At 47.3% G+C, this 16083-nt stretch carries 18 protein-coding genes; 7 read left to right on the top strand and 11 right to left on the bottom strand.

Annotated features, from left to right (window positions below; genetic code table 11):
- Positions 1 to 21 precede the first annotated feature (21 nt).
- Both MHI55_RS01845 and MHI55_RS01840 read left to right on the top strand, forming a co-directional pair.
- Positions 22 to 561 carry an SUKH-3 domain-containing protein gene (locus MHI55_RS01845; RefSeq protein ID WP_076254912.1) on the top strand — a complete coding sequence of 180 codons (540 nt, stop codon included), beginning with the start codon at positions 22 to 24 and terminating at the stop codon, positions 559 to 561.
- On the top strand, positions 558 to 1295 hold the full coding sequence (locus MHI55_RS01840) for a WecB/TagA/CpsF family glycosyltransferase (RefSeq protein WP_340031677.1): 738 nt from the start codon (positions 558 to 560) through the stop codon (positions 1293 to 1295). Before MHI55_RS01845 ends, MHI55_RS01840 begins: the two co-directional genes overlap by 4 nt.
- 94 nt (positions 1296 to 1389) lie before the next feature.
- Here the strand turns inward: MHI55_RS01840 and MHI55_RS01835 are convergent, their stop codons facing one another.
- Positions 1390 to 1923, bottom strand: coding sequence for an MOSC domain-containing protein (locus MHI55_RS01835; RefSeq protein ID WP_017691131.1), 534 nt, complete (start codon positions 1921 to 1923; stop codon positions 1390 to 1392).
- Positions 1924 to 2188: 265 nt separating this feature from the next.
- On the opposite strand from MHI55_RS01835, the gene MHI55_RS01830 reads away from it, so the two are divergent.
- From MHI55_RS01830 to MHI55_RS01820, 3 genes are all read left to right on the top strand, one after another.
- Positions 2189 to 2545 (top strand): DUF1304 domain-containing protein, encoded by a 357-nt coding sequence (locus tag MHI55_RS01830; RefSeq protein ID WP_036608019.1) that lies wholly within the window; start codon positions 2189 to 2191, stop codon positions 2543 to 2545.
- A 76-nt stretch (positions 2546 to 2621) separates the two neighbouring features.
- A complete protein-coding gene (locus tag MHI55_RS01825) occupies positions 2622 to 3461 on the top strand; it encodes a DUF4261 domain-containing protein (protein ID WP_340388537.1) in 840 nt (279 codons plus the stop codon).
- 260 nt (positions 3462 to 3721) lie between these two features.
- A complete protein-coding gene (locus tag MHI55_RS01820) occupies positions 3722 to 4081 on the top strand; it encodes a hypothetical protein (RefSeq protein ID WP_340388535.1) in 360 nt (119 codons plus the stop codon).
- 148 nt (positions 4082 to 4229) lie between these two features.
- Here the strand turns inward: MHI55_RS01820 and MHI55_RS01815 are convergent, their stop codons facing one another.
- The 9 genes from MHI55_RS01815 to iolD all read right to left on the bottom strand — a co-directional run bounded on the left by MHI55_RS01815 (position 4230) and on the right by iolD (position 14374).
- Positions 4230 to 4739 carry a GNAT family N-acetyltransferase gene (locus MHI55_RS01815; protein WP_083685194.1) on the bottom strand — a complete coding sequence of 170 codons (510 nt, stop codon included), beginning with the start codon at positions 4737 to 4739 and terminating at the stop codon, positions 4230 to 4232.
- Positions 4736 to 5263 carry a hypothetical protein gene (locus MHI55_RS01810; protein ID WP_340388532.1) on the bottom strand — a complete coding sequence of 176 codons (528 nt, stop codon included), beginning with the start codon at positions 5261 to 5263 and terminating at the stop codon, positions 4736 to 4738. The genes MHI55_RS01815 and MHI55_RS01810 overlap by 4 nt, the downstream gene beginning before the upstream one ends.
- 331 nt (positions 5264 to 5594) lie before the next feature.
- The gene (locus MHI55_RS01805) at positions 5595 to 6602 is read right to left on the bottom strand and encodes a LacI family DNA-binding transcriptional regulator (RefSeq protein ID WP_340388530.1); all 1008 of its coding nucleotides are present in this window, start codon (positions 6600 to 6602) and stop codon (positions 5595 to 5597) included.
- Positions 6603 to 6728: 126 nt separating this feature from the next.
- Entirely contained in the window at positions 6729 to 7535 is an 807-nt protein-coding gene (iolB, locus tag MHI55_RS01800; RefSeq protein WP_074093115.1) for a 5-deoxy-glucuronate isomerase, read from the bottom strand.
- A gap of 111 nt (positions 7536 to 7646) precedes the next feature.
- Complete coding sequence (iolG, locus tag MHI55_RS01795; RefSeq protein ID WP_036607993.1) at positions 7647 to 8699, bottom strand: inositol 2-dehydrogenase; 1053 nt, start codon at positions 8697 to 8699, stop codon at positions 7647 to 7649.
- A gap of 69 nt (positions 8700 to 8768) precedes the next feature.
- Positions 8769 to 10244: a CoA-acylating methylmalonate-semialdehyde dehydrogenase gene (locus MHI55_RS01790; protein WP_244661184.1), complete on the bottom strand. Its 1476-nt coding sequence runs from the start codon at positions 10242 to 10244 to the stop codon at positions 8769 to 8771.
- A 99-nt stretch (positions 10245 to 10343) separates the two neighbouring features.
- Positions 10344 to 11354: a 5-dehydro-2-deoxygluconokinase gene (iolC, locus tag MHI55_RS01785; protein ID WP_036671941.1), complete on the bottom strand. Its 1011-nt coding sequence runs from the start codon at positions 11352 to 11354 to the stop codon at positions 10344 to 10346.
- A 198-nt stretch (positions 11355 to 11552) separates the two neighbouring features.
- Positions 11553 to 12455 carry a myo-inosose-2 dehydratase gene (gene iolE, locus MHI55_RS01780; RefSeq protein ID WP_076254893.1) on the bottom strand — a complete coding sequence of 301 codons (903 nt, stop codon included), beginning with the start codon at positions 12453 to 12455 and terminating at the stop codon, positions 11553 to 11555.
- 53 nt (positions 12456 to 12508) lie between these two features.
- Positions 12509 to 14374, bottom strand: a complete 1866-nt coding sequence (gene iolD, locus MHI55_RS01775; RefSeq protein WP_340388528.1) for a 3D-(3,5/4)-trihydroxycyclohexane-1,2-dione acylhydrolase (decyclizing) — start codon at positions 14372 to 14374, stop codon at positions 12509 to 12511.
- Positions 14375 to 15066: 692 nt separating this feature from the next.
- Here iolD and MHI55_RS01770 point away from each other — a divergent pair.
- Both MHI55_RS01770 and MHI55_RS01765 read left to right on the top strand, forming a co-directional pair.
- A complete protein-coding gene (locus tag MHI55_RS01770) occupies positions 15067 to 15291 on the top strand; it encodes a type II toxin-antitoxin system HicA family toxin (protein WP_076328831.1) in 225 nt (74 codons plus the stop codon).
- A gap of 45 nt (positions 15292 to 15336) precedes the next feature.
- Entirely contained in the window at positions 15337 to 15702 is a 366-nt protein-coding gene (locus tag MHI55_RS01765) for a toxin-antitoxin system HicB family antitoxin (RefSeq protein WP_340388526.1), read from the top strand.
- Between the two features lie 57 nt (positions 15703 to 15759).
- On the opposite strand, the gene MHI55_RS01760 is transcribed toward MHI55_RS01765, so the two are convergent.
- Positions 15760 to 16053, bottom strand: coding sequence for a hypothetical protein (locus MHI55_RS01760; protein ID WP_340388524.1), 294 nt, complete (start codon positions 16051 to 16053; stop codon positions 15760 to 15762).
- Between the last annotated feature and the right edge of the window lie 30 nt (positions 16054 to 16083).

Genomic DNA, 16083 nt, shown 5'->3' with positions numbered 1-16083 from the left:
AAATAACAGGAGTTGTTCAATATGACTGGAACGTCACAATCCTCATTGTTACCCTATCAACAAATGATTCAGTTGCTGCAGAAAGCGGGTTGGTATGAGAACCGATGCGTTGACATCTCGGCATACATAGAGCAGTGCCCTACATCCGCAGATTTATTTCCGGCTGCCCGATCGTTTCTAGAAGAGTTTTGGGGAATAGATGAAATTATATATTTTAAATACTATAGCCACATCTCTGGGGAAGTGCTGGCTGAAAGCCCCTGGCATGAATATGAAGTTCATTTTATTCCGAATGCTGAAGAGACACTACGTTGTTCCACAGAGATGCATTCGATCTTGAAATACGCTAATGAAGATTGTTATTGTCTTGGATTAACCGGATACTACTATTCCGCAGTCACAGCCATTGGCCGTTCGGGCAAACTGTATCTGTTACACGACTATGATCCAAACGTACATGCATTCGATAATCTGATTGACAGTATGATACATGAACTTCACATGCATAAGCTTGTTCCCCATTCACTCATGGGATGGAATCAGAAAGGAAATGAGATATGAGCCAATCAACGAATATTATGGGCATCCCTTTTCCCAATGTAACGATGGATCAAACCGTTGCGATCCTTGATAAAGTCGTAGATCAGGAAAGTACTGAACTATTCCATGTCATCACAGGTAATCCCGAGATTGTTATGTCCTGTCAAAAGAATGCCTCTCTTCGGAAAGTCGTCGATCAAGCCGGGTTGGTCACAGCTGACGGTGCTGGCATTGTGATGGTATCCCGTTTTCGGGGCGGTCAATTGACTGAACGGGTAACCGGTTGTGATCTGCTGTTTCGTTTATTAGAGGAAGGCAATCAAAAACACTGGTCATTCTACCTGTTGGGAGCAGAGGAAAGTGTCAGTGAAGAGGCCGTGAAAGTTATTGCGCAACACTACCCCGGAGTTATCGTAAAAGGTAGACACCATGGTTACTTCCAGGCAGATGAGGAACAACAGATTGTGGAAGAGATTTGTACTGCTCAACCAGACTTTCTTATCGTGGCTCTTGGCGCCCCCCATGCGGAACACTGGATTAACAAGTATCGCCACCAGTTGAACGCTCGTGTAGCCATAGGTGTTGGAGGCAGTCTCGATATCGTGGCTGGCAAAACCAAACGTGCCCCTGCGATATGGCAGAAGCTTAACCTGGAATGGCTCTATCGCCTCCTCAGTCAACCTTCGAGATGGCGCAGGCAACTCGTTTTACCCCGCTTTGCTGTGCGGGCATTGTTGTTCAGAGAACCTAAATAATGTGAGATGAGCAGTACACCAGAGGAATACTTACACTCTAGACATCCCCATGGTGAGCGCCGAGGGCTGATCAATTAGAAACCTGTCCTGAAAATCAGGACAGGTGAATGACTTCTATGGTATCCCCCGTATGAATTACACCCTCCCGTTCAACCGAGCACACGATTCCACGTTTTTTGCGCGCCGCAGGCACGAATTTTTTGCGCAAACCGTCCTGTTCGTAGAATTGTTCAATCATTTTCCCCGGATGTACACAGGGAAGGTTCTCCCCTTCGCATATTAACCCTGTTCCGTTTGGAAATAGGAGCCGCGTTCCAGCAGGCAGTTCCGTCAATCGATCAATGCCACGAACCAGTATATTGGCACCAAGCCACTCTGGACGCACTTCAGGAATGTTCATTTTCTCAGCAATAAGAGCACATTCTTCCTCAGACACAATACTGATCTGGCGGCGATTCGCAATCGGTGTGCCACGCTTGTAGATTTTCTGACGTGAGTCCGCCGGACGAAGCAGACCATAATGACGGTCACCCGGAATTCCTGCAAGCTCAATGTCGATAAAAGGTACAACTCGGGTCACAAATGTGGATGGATCATCAGCCAACATGACGAATTGAACTGTTCCCATAGTAATCTCCTCCCTTTCCTGAGCAATATTACTTCTTTATTGTTCATTATTACCCAATGAATGGATTGTCGACAATCGGCGTATGCTTAGCTTTGTAACCATTTTTTAATTTCAACATCATAACTCAACTGGAAAACAATAAAAATTTAAATAATACGCAATTAAATTGTTACAAATCAAATTTGCTCTTTCCGTTCTTGTTGCAAACATTTATACTAGGATGGACAAGTAAATAAATTACATATCAGAAAGCAAGGTGTTTCCTTTGATTAGTATCATTTTTGTAGCTCTTGTAGCTGTCGAACACTTCTATATCATGGTGATGGAGATGTTTATGTGGACTCGTCCACGCACAATGAAAACCTTTAATCTCACGCCGGAATTCGCCAAATCCACCAAATCTCTCGCGGCCAATCAAGGTCTTTACAATGGATTTCTCGCGGCAGGTCTGATCTGGGGACTCGTATATCCGGATGCTGCCGTTGGACAGCATATTCAGATTTTCTTCCTGGCGTGTGTGATTATCGCGGCTCTTTATGGAGGAGCAACTTCTTCACGGTCGATCATTATCAAACAAGGTTTGCCTGCGATCATTGCGTTGTTGCTCGTTCTGTTCCTGTAATTTCTGTCGAATGGTGCATTGCTTCGATTCATGTTAACTCCTTTATGGTAAGGTAGTGAATAGATAGCAGTGTACAATGACCAGAATCGTTCTGGAATTGGAAGGAGAACATGTCATGGGATTGTTTGACAAGCTTCGGCGGCGCAAAAAGGAAAAAGTACCTGCAGGTGGTGCTGTCGAATCGACGAATTACAGTGAAACCATCGTGGGTTTTGTCCTGCTGGAGCGTGATGATTGTGATTTTGACCTCTTCATCAGGAACATGAAGAACGAATGGGATATCGAGATTGAAGAACGCCCAGAGGAGGGCAATCTCTTTTTCGAAGTGAATGGAATGCAGGTGGTATGTGCCCATATTGCCGCGCCTGTACCCGACCGTGAAGTTGAGGAGAATGCCAAACTCAACATCCTTTGGCGAGAAGCGGAGCAAGTTACCTCACGGCACCAGTCTCAGATTATTGTCTCTGTTCTGAACGCAACAAATGCTATTGATGGACATGTTCTGTTCACTCAAACAGCGAGTGCCTTATTACAGTTGGATCACGCGCTGGCCATATACATGGCCCCACTTGTTGTTGAAGCCAGTCAATATGTCGAAACCAGCCGTGGGATCAAACATGATGAGTTGCCAGTCTCGCTCTGGATTTTCATCGGATTATTCCAAAATGCCGAAGGCGCTTCAGCTTACACTTACGGACTACGTAACTTTGGTAAAGAAGAGATGGAGATTATGCAATCGTCGGAGTCCTTAAGCGATGTATTTGAGATGATGTTCATGACCACAACGTATGTGGTTGAGAACGACGTCACACTGCATGACGGGGAAACACTTGGTTTCTCGGCAGAACAAAAGCTGAGCATTTCCCTTTCCAAAGGTGTAGCAACGGAAGGTAACAGTTTGAAGATTGGCTTCTAATTTACGTAGGATTTTCAATTTATCATATTACAGTTATAGAAGCCGTCTGGAGTTCATTCTCTGGGCGGCTTTTAGCTATTCAACCTTCCTCCCAATGACGATATGATAACAATCCCTGAATTTAACTCCCCTAGGAATAAGTAGTCCATAAGAACCACTATATTGTGAATTCAGTTTTCATTATCGCTATAAAAAGGTATAATTAATAGGCTTATAGTCTCATATATTACATATTATTTTATTATCGAGGAGTTGCCTACATGTCTGTTAGACGTTTGGATTCAACTAAACCTATTATTGAAATTATCTGGGAAGGTATTGTTTTTCCTGAACATGTCGAACAAACGAATACAGAAATCCAGAGAATAGCTGAACAATTGGGAAATTCGTTTGATGTGCTAGTAGATATGCGGAACATGAAGGCTTTCCCTCAGGATACCAAAGAAAAAATTGTGGAACACCAGAAATTACTGACACATTGGGGTATGAAACGAGCCAGTGTAGCGGTAGGTGGTGCAATCGCCAAAATGCAATTGAATCGGATTTCCAAAGAATCGGCGCACCAGACTGAATTCCAATGGGAAACGTATGACGAGGCTTTGGCATTTTTGTTGAAATAATATTGAAGTGCTACGGACTTAGTATAATAAGAGAGATACCGATGCTGTACATGGCACACAGAAAGAGGCGTTCCCATGAGGAAACGCCTCTTCTTTTGCAGTTCCACGTGGTTTACTCAGTTTTGGCAGTGATCCGACCGCTCATCATTTAAGATTCAAGTTTACTTACACGCACCATCGTTACTGATGTACCATTTAGGGACTCCTCCACAAATCCTAACCGCTTATATAAGCGAATCGCTTGGTTATCCGGGTCAACACTGAGCGAGACTGCTGCAATTCCCCGCCGTTCAACCTCATCTAATGCGGTCTGAAGCAGTAAGGTACCTACTCCTTTTCCACGTGCATCTTCCGTTACAGCCATCCCCATCTCTGGCGTAGCTGCATTCACATAACCGTATCCCGCATTCTGATCCGTATAGAATCTTAATGTTATTGAACCTAGTCTCTTGCCCTGCTGGTCAACTGCAACATACCCGAAATCCCCTTCTCTTCCCCAGTCTTCAACGTATTTGGACAGTCCGGGAGTATGAATACTTTCGATTGGAAAAGCTTCATCACCTTCTCTTCTATGCAGGGATGCGTATAACATCTCCCACAGGAAAGGGATATCCTGTTCTTCAATAGGGCGTATATAATAGTTGGATATGATGGTCATATTTGCTCCTCCTTCAGCTTTTCAAAAAGGCGGTCCATCTCATTCAGATTAAACTCATTGGTAATCTCGTAGTCCTCAAATTTGTCTCTCGTTTTTGCCTCGCTGTAGATTGAGATGGACTTTTCATTATAAAACGTCAGTCCAAATCCATCGGTAAAGCGACCTTCTTTATTAATGGTAAGTCGCCACTCATAGTAATGCGGATTCCTTTCGGAAACGTCGAATTCCCGTACTCTTTTAAGATCAACATCCTTTAATAGCTTCAGCATATCTCTAATCTCATTGGGATCTGTAATCGTCACTTCATCATCTTCATTATCCGGATCTGTACTTGAAATTTTCCTAATCGTCAGTCGATCCAATGTATCCAGCATCGTCATATGATCTGTGACCTCTGCTCGAAACGTCGTATGTTTGCTGGGGATATACTTAGTATATTGACCAGAGGTATACATACGCACTGCAATAGCTAAAAAAACAATAATCATGGCGATACCCATAATCATCTTGATTCGTTTAGTCATCCCAATCCCCTCTCTATACCTACACAAAACATATAAATTGGTAATTATTGATATATTCCAGTATAACATCTCACTTCTTCTGTTCCAATGTCATTTCTTATCTCTGGTCCCTCAATTACGATGACGTTTTGGGCTACACTAAAAATTAAAGATTTAAATGAACAAGCCGCGTTCTCCCATAGGGTAAACGCGGCTTGTTTGTTACTTTGTTATATTGTTTTATTACCTATTCAGAACGAGGTAAGACGATAACACTTATCCCGAGCCATGAATATGACACTCGTAGACTTGGCCTCACGTCTGTTCAGCGTACGCCGAAAACTATTTGTTTTCAGCTCAATACACGACCTGCTGATTCTCGGATAACCAGCTCGGGCTTCAGGACAATCTTCTGCGGTTCTTTTCGCTCATCCTTTAACTCTTCAATCAACAGATCTACAGCGCGATGTCCCAGTTCTTCAATTGGCTGGGCAACGGTCGTAAGCGGTGGACTGGTCACCGAAGCCAGAATGGTATTATCAAACCCGATAATCGACACATCCTCTGGTACGCGTAGCCCCAGCTCTTTGGCTGCCTGAAGTGCACCAATGGCCTGAATGTCATTACAACAGAACAAACCTGTCGGGTGATCCTTCTCACCGAGCAGCAGTAACGCCTCTTTTTTGGCCCAGCTCAGGTCAGCTGCCGATTCTCGGATTTGATTCGGTTCCAGCGTATGGCCTGCCTTAATCAGTGTTTCACGGAATCCACGTACACGTTCCTGACTGCTGCTGACTTTGGACGGTTCCGACAGAACTGCTACACGGGTGTGTCCAAGTTCAAGCAGATGATCGGCTGCGAGTGCTCCGCCAAGTATGTCGTCAATAGTGACCGTATGTACCGACAGGGATGGCATATGACGGGCAATCAGAGCAACAGGGATAGACTGCTGCAAGAGGGGTGACAAAATTTCTGCATTATCGACCCCGGTTCCGATCATCATGCCATCGACCCTTTTTTGCTGGAGCAGATTCAGGTAACGCTCTACCCGCTCGTCCTTATTATCCGTACTGCAGATGACCACGCTGTAACCCAATTGACGGCTTCGATCCTCCACGGCTCTTGCGAGTTCTGCGAAATAAGGGTTTGAGATGTCCGGTACGAGCAGCCCCAATGTATACGTCTGCTTCCCTGTAAGTGCAGCTGCGATCGCACTGGGTTGATAGTGAAGGCGTTCCATGATCTCCATAATCTCAGCGCGCCGCTTCTCGCTGATCTTGCCTTTGCCATTAATGACCTGCGAGACGGTTGCAATGGATACACCCGCCTCGCGTGCTATATCGTATATGGTTGCTTTCATTGTTGTTCCCCATTTGTGCTATATATAAGTTTCGTTATACATAGATAATTGTTCTCTTCTCATTATGCAGGGGGAAGTCTGCATACGCAACTTGAAGCCAGCACAATGTGCGTAGCATGAACTGTTTTACTTTTTCATCAACCACTCATGGTCAGGATCGTTATGGAATTTCCAGGTCCGGGTTGGTCCAGCCATCACGTTCAGATAGTAGACCTCATACCCTGGAGGAGCGCCTACCGGATGATATCCGTCCGGAACAAGCACCACTTCTCCGTTTTTCACTGCTAGCGTCTCGTCCACAGAACGATCGTCCGTGTATATGCGCTGAATGGCAAATCCCTGCTCAGGCTGTACACGGAAGTAATACGTTTCTTCCAGCAAAGATTCATCCGGGAGAGCGTCCCGATCATGCTTATGTGGCGGGTAACTGGACCAATGCCCATCTGGCGTGAATACCTCAACAACGAGCAGACTGTCCGCTTCTTTTTGTTCCGGCAAAATATTGTGAATCTGGCGTTCCAGATTGCCATATCCTCGTGCCTCTACCCCTACATCTTCCGGTGCAATGAGACGAGCCGGGTACGTGCCTTTACCGGGTGCAACACATATAGCGATTTCCAGTTCGGTACGTGCTGTGATCTGCACTTGATCGGAAGTTGAGACGTAGACCGAATACGGCGGAATTTTCTCGAAAACACTCATTCTTTTTCCGATATTATCCCATGTGTGCTCCCGGGTACTTACATTGGCGAAACCACTGAGAAGCACCACACAGAGTTCCTGATCACCGCTCTCACGGGTTAGCGTCTCCCCCTCCGCCAGCTTCGCTACCTGAAAGCCAACATATTCCCACCCCGCCGACTCCGGTGTTACGTTTATAAGTGTACCGTCTCCCTCCGGGTTGACCACGGGTTTCACAATACGTTCTGACATCTTGCCATCCACTCCTTTCTGTAGTCGTCCACAACAACCTGATACTTATAAAAAACAAAAACTTGGACCATTCTTACGCTCTATTAGAAAAAAGTGACTTTAATCATCCACCTATGGCGTTGCCGTTTGCGATTCCAGTGACACCCCAGGGACTTCACTCAGCTTCACAGGTCTTCCCCGCTCCATGGACATTTTTGCTGCCAGTGCAATTCGTTCTGCCTGTACTGCATCATGGCCATCAACGATAACCGGTGTATCATGAATGATTGCATCGATAAAGAGGGCTGTCTCCTGTACATATGCTTCATTGTAGCGTTCCAGGAAAAAGTGTAACGGTTTGTCGCGCATGAGCCCGGCCGCTGTACTGATCTCAGCCGTATTTGGATGATCATTCGCCGCTGCGGCGCTGCCCTTCGAGCCAAATACTTCAACACGCTGATCGTATCCGTATACTGCCTGACGGCTGTTATCAATAACACCAATCGCTCCATTGGCAAAAGTCATCGTTACAATCGCTGTATCCACGTCACCATGTTCCGCAAAAACCGGATTGATCAGCACGTTGCCCTGAGCGTACACTTCTTCCACTTCACTCCCGGACAGATAACGGGCCATGTCAAAATCGTGGATCATCATGTCCATGAAGATCCCGCCAGACACCCGGATATACTCCGCAGGCGGTGGACTCGGGTCGCGAGACGTAATTTTGATAATATGTGGATCACCAATCGTACCATCCTGCACATGCGCACGTATCCGTCTGAAATTGTGATCGAAGCGGCGGTTAAATCCAATTTGCAGCTTCACGCCAGCCTTCTGAACTGCCGCTACCGCCGCTTGGGTCTGTGCCAGATCCATGCTGACCGGCTTCTCGCAGAAGATATGTTTGCCCGCCTGGGCGGCCTGTTCGATCAGCGGCACATGTGTATCTGTTGAAGAACAGATCAGCACCGCGTCTACATTAGGCATCGAGATCAACTCGCTGCTGTTCGTTGTTACAACAGGGATGCCACGACTGGAGGCCCAAGCCTCCAATTCAGGACCTGCAAATAAGTCACTGATTCCCACAATCTCGGCATGCGGGTTACGCAGGAGATTGTCTGCATGAATTTTGCCGATCCGTCCAGCACCGATGATGCCAATTCTCACTTTGTCCTTGCCCATTCCGTTATCCTCCCTATGTGCGTCCATATGGGCTGGGCGTTCCCCTTAGCCCGAGTGATGCTCTGGTTGTTACCAGCGCGCCGTTACCATCTTCTTGCGAGTGTAGAATTCAACACCATCCGTACCATTGGCATGTAGATCACCATAGAAGGACTTTTTCCAACCGGAAAACGGGAAAAATGCCATTGGTGCAGGTACGCCCAGGTTAATACCCAACATGCCCGCATCAATCGTTTCACGGAATTGACGCATACTCGCCCCGCTGCGAGTGAACAGACACGCCCCGTTGGCAAAGTCGGAACGGTTCGCAAGCTCAACGGCTTCCTCCAGCGTAGACACTCTTGCCACCGAGAGTACCGGAGCAAAGATCTCATCCTGCCAAATTTTCATATTGCTATCAACTTGGTCGAATACCGTAGGCCCTACAAAATAACCGGATTCACCTGTCGCCTGATCCTTACGTCCATCCCGAATCAATGCCGCGCCTTCCTGCTCTCCGGCTTCAATGTAACTGAGTGTACGCTCTTTATGTGGTCCACGGATGACAGGACCAAGGAACACGCCCTCATCCATGCCGTTACCAATGGTAATGCGGTCTGCCGCTTCCACCAGCTTTTGTACCAGTTCGTCAGCCACATCACCCACAGCTACAACAACCGCACATGCCATACAACGCTCCCCTGCTGAACCAAAAGCTGCACTGGTAATCTCTTTCACGGTTAGATCCAGATCGGCGTCCGGCATAACGATGGAGTGGTTTTTGGCACCAGCCAGTGCCTGTACCCGTTTGCCATGCTTGGATGCAGTGGTGTAGACGTATTCAGCTACAGGTTGTGATCCGACAAAGGAGATCGCTTGAACATCCTTATGTTCCAGCAACCCGTTCACGACATCATGCGCACCGTGAACGATGTTGAGCACGCCGTCAGGAAGCCCCGCTTCCTTGAACAGCTCTGCCAGGCGGCCTGCCAGCAGCGGTGTGCGCTCGGACGGCTTCAGGACAAAGGTGTTACCACACGCAATAGCAAGCGGGAACATCCAGCACGGCACCATCATCGGGAAGTTGAATGGGGTAATCCCCCCAATTACGCCGATTGGGTAGCGGTACATGCCCGACTCCAGCCCTGTCGCGATATCAGGCAGTTGTTTGCCCATCATCAGATTCGGGGCACCTGCCGCGAACTCGACGCATTCAATGCCACGTAATACCTCGCCGTACGCTTCGGCATAACTTTTACCGTTCTCCAGTGTCACCAGGCGAGCGAGCTCTTCCCAATGTTCAACCAGCAACTGCTGGTAGCGGAACAGAATACGTGCACGGCGTGGAACCGGTGTGCTGCTCCAGGATTTGAACGCTTCTCGTGCTGTCTGAACCGCCAGATCCACGTCCGCTTGTTCGGACAGTGGCACATGTGCAATAACTTCTTCCGTGGCCGGATTCACAACCGGCTCCGTACGAGTTGACGCTGGGGTTACCCAGGCACCTCCGATCCAGTTTTGTACCATTGTCGCTGTTGCAGACGCTTCAGAAATTCCTTTTCCCATAGCCCTGTCTCCCTTCGCTTATGTGTGATCCCTTATGTTGAACTTATATCATTGATGTTGATCTGTATGAGTGTGTTATTCAAAGTATTGCAACGAGCTTCAGGACACGGTGATCTCGCCCCGATTGCAACGTTCGATGTAATCATTCACCTGTTCTACTGTTGGCATCGCATCCGAACAGCTGTGGCTTGAAATGACGATACTTGCTGCGCCACTGCCATAGGCCATACTGCGCTCAATCGTCCAGCCCTGCATCAATCCATACAGGAACCCAGCCGCATAGGAATCGCCTGCCCCGAACGTTTTGACCACTTTTGCCGGATAGCTGTCCGCACGGTGGGAAAGCCCTTCACGCGTATAAGCAATGGATCCTTCCTTCCCGTGTTTGATTACTACAATATTCGCTGAGAAATCAAACCATTTCTGTGCAGTCACCTGATCGCTATGATCCGGATTGTGATCGAATGTCTCCATCATGTCGAACTCTTCACGTGTACCGAGGATGATATCGCATTTCTCAGCTGCGAGGTTGTAATAGACCGCTGTCTCTTCATCTGATGTCCAAGTGTATGGGCGATAGTCCAGATCAAACACAATAACTGTGCCATGTTTTTTTGCATACGTTAGTGCCTGTAATACGGCTTCACGGGATGGGCTCTGCGCGAGGGCTGTGCCTGAGATTAGCAGCACTTTGGAGTCAGCAATCAACTGCTCTTGCACCTCTTGCGCCTGTAATAACAGATCAGCTACATTGTCCCGGTACATCAGGATACTGCAATCGGTTGGGCTTTTGATTTCTGTAAAAGCAAGCCCTGTCACCGCTCCGGTGTCATCTGTAACTACATTTGATGTGTCGATGCCGTTCTTCTCCAAATAACTCTGGATGAATCTGCCCATCTGGTCACCTGCGATTTTGCCGATAAAAGCCGTCTTCATACCCAGTCTGGACATGCCAATCGTAATATTGGCCGGAGAGCCACCTACATACTTCGTGAACGTCATCGTCTCTTCCATCGGGCGATTGATCTCATTGGCGTTCAAGTCGATGCACAAGCGGCCAATCGCGGTGAAATCCTTCTTCCTGGATACCGGAAAGGATACGTAAGTCATTGCATGTGAGCCCCTTTCTGTAGTGGGATTTTCCATGTTCTATATGGATATCTAGACTAGTTACTCATTCCATCGTAAGAACTCGTAAACGGCTAGAGTAAGTCAGTTTTATTTTCCAATTGTAACTTTATACTCTTGCTGGCCTTCTTCCTTTTCACTTCATGGGTTTGGCCTCTGACCGCTGCAATGCTGAACAAATCAGCTGTGTTGGTATAAGGACTCCATATAGTTCAAGGAGCGTTTGGCATACTCGTACGGGTTATGAATCGCAGGGTCCTGCTCTCCTTCAAGCATCGCCCAGCCATCGTACCCTCGTGTGATCAGTTCTTGCAGAATTGGTGCAAAATCAATGCATCCATCTCCTGGTACGGTGAACACTCCTCTACGAATACAACCGACAAAGTCAGACTGCTCCGCGCGTGCTTCATCCAGCACATGCGGGCGGATATCTTTCAGATGGATATAGGCGATCCGATCATAATGTTTGCGTAGCAGTTCAAGTGGATCGGCTCCGCCATAGTAGGCATGACCAGTATCATAGAGCAGATACACGAGAGAAGGGTCTGTCAGCTCCATCAGTCGATCAATCTCATCCGGTTGCTCTACCACTGTGCCTCCATGATGATGGTACGTAAGCTTCAACCCATGTTCGCGAGCAATAGCTCCTGCTTCGTTCAACCCTTCAGCAAGAATATGCCATTCAGATTCGCTGAGTCTGAGCACTTCTTTTTCATTCGGAGTTCGTCTTGGATCAAAATGAAGTGACCCGCCTACCTCCGCCGTACTGATCACCTTACTGCCCATGGATTGCAGAAACTCCGCATGTCTGCGATAACTGTCCAGCTCCGACTGACGATACGCCAGATCGGAGAACAGTACCGATTTCCACTGAGAGACCAACTTGATATTCCTTTTGCTCAATTCCTCACGCAATATAGCAGGGTCAGTCGGATATTTACGTCCCATCTCTGTACCTCTCAGCCCAAGACGCTGAATGTCATCCAGAATCTGTGCACACGTTGTCGCATCACCATGCTCTTTCACATCTTCACCGACCCAATTGATCGGATGAATCCCAAGCTGAAATGGCAGCTTGCTCATTGCTCCACGTCTCCTTTGTCGTTCAACATTGTGGTTCACTATATTAAACCGGATTAAATCGGTCTTGCTTTGGCACGGTTGGCTTGCATCGTGTGATGAGCATGAACTACCTTTTCTTCGGCAGATACCTCAGGTACACCCACATTCCACCATGACTCGTATCCACCTGCGTTGGTTCCAGGCACGACCGCAATTTCAATCAATGTACTCACCGTTTCATTCTTCGCATCTCGGAGTGCCTGTTCCAGCTGTTCTGCCGTCTCCGCTCTATAGGATTTGGCTCCCATGCTTCGGGCGTGAGCTGCGAAGTCCATTGGCATGTAGTCCCCGGTCAATCGTCCGCTTTCTGACTCCCGATAACGGAACTCATTGCCAAACCCGTCACTACCGTGTTCCCGCTGCAAATTATGAATACACTGAAATCCATTGTTGTTGAATAATAGGACAGTCATCTTCTTCTGTTCCTGCAAACTGGTCACAAACTCCGAATGCAGCATCAGATAACTGCCATCTCCTACCATGGCGTACACTTCCCGATCCGGCTCGGCAAGTGCTGCTCCGAACGCTCCGCTTACCTCGTACCCCATACAGGAGAACCCATACTCCATGTGGTATGTCTTTGGTTCAGACGCACGCCACAGACGATGTAGATCACCTGGCAGACTACCTGCCGCACACACAATGACGGAGGATGGATCAATCGTCCGGTTAACAACGCCGACTGCGGTAGTCTGTGCCAGCCCTGCTTCATGTTGAGCTGCATACAGCCGATCCACTTCTGCATTCCACTCAGCGCGGAGATCAGCAACTTCAGATGCGCCATATGCACTTCGGTATTGTCTTTCCTGCAATTCCTTCTGCAAAGCCTGCAATCCTTCGCGAGCATCTGCCAGAATGGCTTCTCCGCCTAACTTGGCGGCATCCATACTGTTCAGGTTGATGTTGATGAATGACGCTTCCGGATGTTGAAAAGCAGAGCGGGACGCCGTCGTGAAATCCGAGAACCGCGTACCAACGCCGATCACCACGTCTGCTTCTCTCGCCAGCCTATTGGCTGCCAGAGAGCCGGTAACCCCGATTGCCCCCACATTTAGTGGGTGGTCCCAAGAAACTGTGCTCTTGCCCGCCTGCGTCTCGGCGATCGGAATACCAAATGCCTCGGCGAATTCCACGAGCTGGGCGGATGCCTCAGAGTACAACACACCGCCGCCTGCAACGAGCAGCGGCTTTCTGCCTCGGGCAATCTGCTCCGTTGCCCGCTCAATGGCTGCCTGTACCGGGGGGCGACGATCCAGATAATGTACTTTGCGGGCAAAGAACGATTCTGGATAATCGTATGCCTCTGCCTGCACATCCTGCGGCAATGCGAGCGTTACTGCTCCTGTCTCTGCTGGATCGGTTAGCACACGCATGGCCTGTGTAACAGCAATCATCAGCTGTTCGGGACGAACAATGCGATCCCAGTACTTGCTGACGGCTTTGAATGGATCAGTGGCTGAGATTGTATAATCACTGCTCACTTCCAACTGCTGAAGTACCGGGTCCGGTTCCCGTGTAGCAAAGTTGTCTCCAGGAAGCAATAAAACCGGAATTCGGTTCACCGTTGCAGTAGCTGCCGCTGTAATCATATTCAAAGCACCAGGTCCAATGGATGTAGTACATGCATAGATCTGTCTACGGTTCTTCTGCTTGGCATAAGCCGCTGCCGTATGCACCATGCCTTGTTCGTTCTTGCCTTGCATATACGTCAGGCTTCCCGGACTGCGCTCCAGCGCTTCTCCAATGCCTGTTACATTGCCATGTCCAAAAATACCGATGATTCCCTTCACAAACTTGGTTTCCACCCCGTCAACCGAGATATATTGCTGATCCAGGTATCGAAGCAGTGCCTGAGCCATCGTTAGTCGAATTGTATTCATGAATTTGATCGCCGTCCTTTCCTTTATGGGTTAAGCGCTTAATCTACGTTAAGTTTAAGCGCCTTACCCCTAAAGGTTAAGCGCTTAATTGATATGGTATTACAGGTTAATGATTTACGCAAGCTATTTTTGTAAGCGTTTTTATAAATTGTGATAAAGAAAAGATATTCTTGTGTTCGAACATGTGTTAGACCTTCTCTATTTGAACACTTCCACAATGACTAAGGACAGACTTAAAAGAGAGGGGAATATATCGTGAGGATGGGATACATGTTGGTACATGCTAATCAGCTATATAATCCATGATCTTCGTATACAATCATGGTCAATATGCCTGTGAATGCAAAAAAAAGAAAGAGACGGTACTCACCGTCTCTTTCTTTTTCAATATATAAGCGGGTGATGGGAATCGAACCCACGCTATTAGCTTGGAAGGCTGATTCTCACCCTATTCCGCGATAGTCTTACACAGTCAAAAGATTGATGAGCTCTCGCTTTTAAATCTTATTGGCAGTCATGAGCAGCATGTACAAACGTTGAATACACAATCAACTGCCCCATGACTGCCCCTTTATAATAGAAGGAACACATCTGCCAAAAAATAAAACAAAGCTGAATTATTCCAAAATAAAATCATAAGCCTCTTGCATATATAGTACTATATATGGTACTATATATTTAGGAGGTGAGATATGGCTAGGATAGAAAAATTGGTCCAAAAAATGAAAGACCGCCCCAGTGGTATCCAATATGATGAAGTTGCCAAGGTACTCCGGCATCACGGTTATGGATTAGTGAGAAGCAACGGCTCGCACTTCCATTTCCGAAACCAAGCAGGAGACTTGATAACCATCAAAAAGGAACAACCACTAAAGGCGGCATACGTCAAAGACGTACTGGACCGGATCGGGGAGTAGCACCTCCCCTTTCCTTAATTCTCATCATATCCTAGCCGATTATTAATGGCAAATCATAGCCAAAAGAAGGATTTAGCGTACTACATGGCCCTCCCGTATACGATACAAATCAGACCCGTTAAAGACGAGAGCGGTGATTATTTCTTCGCAACTGTTGCGGAATTAGATGGGTGCCAAAGCAACGGAGATACCTTTGCTGAAGCATACGAGAGTGTTCGTGAAGCGATGGAGGGATACCTGGCAGTGAAACTGGAATACGGTGACGACATTCCTGAACCGATCGGTGAGGATGAGTACAGTGGGAAGTTTAATCTTCGGGTACCTCGGAGTCTGCACCGGCAACTGGTTGAACGTGCTGCTGCCGAGAGTGTTTCATTGAATCAGTACTGCCTGTATAAATTGAGTAGATAAACAAAAAGAGCCCTGCTGACCGTTAAAGGTTAACAGGGCTCTTTGATTCAAATAAAATTAAGCGTCGCAACTACCTTTTTTCATTGTAGCTGGAGTTCCGTAAACCAGACCCAGCTGAACACACTTTGCATGTGCAAGAACAGAATATTCACGGAATTGATGTTTTTGGCCGTCGCCTGTTGTCACACAATAAGTATGTTTTCGGCCAAATATACTCTCTGTAGATACCTCTCCTTCATTTGAATCTCCAGATAACTCCTTATAAGCTTCTAAAAACGAATCTACTATCTCTTTAGATATTTTTACACTCCCATCTTTTTCCAACTCAATTAATGACTGATTGTCTGCCATTGCAATACCTCCACTCTTTGATTTAGAAAT

The organism is Paenibacillus sp. FSL E2-0151 (genome assembly GCF_037993015.1).
Taxonomy (GTDB): domain Bacteria; phylum Bacillota; class Bacilli; order Paenibacillales; family Paenibacillaceae; genus Paenibacillus; species Paenibacillus amylolyticus.
The sequence above is the reverse complement of the archived record's forward strand: the minus strand, read 5'-3'. Positions and strand labels throughout refer to the sequence as shown.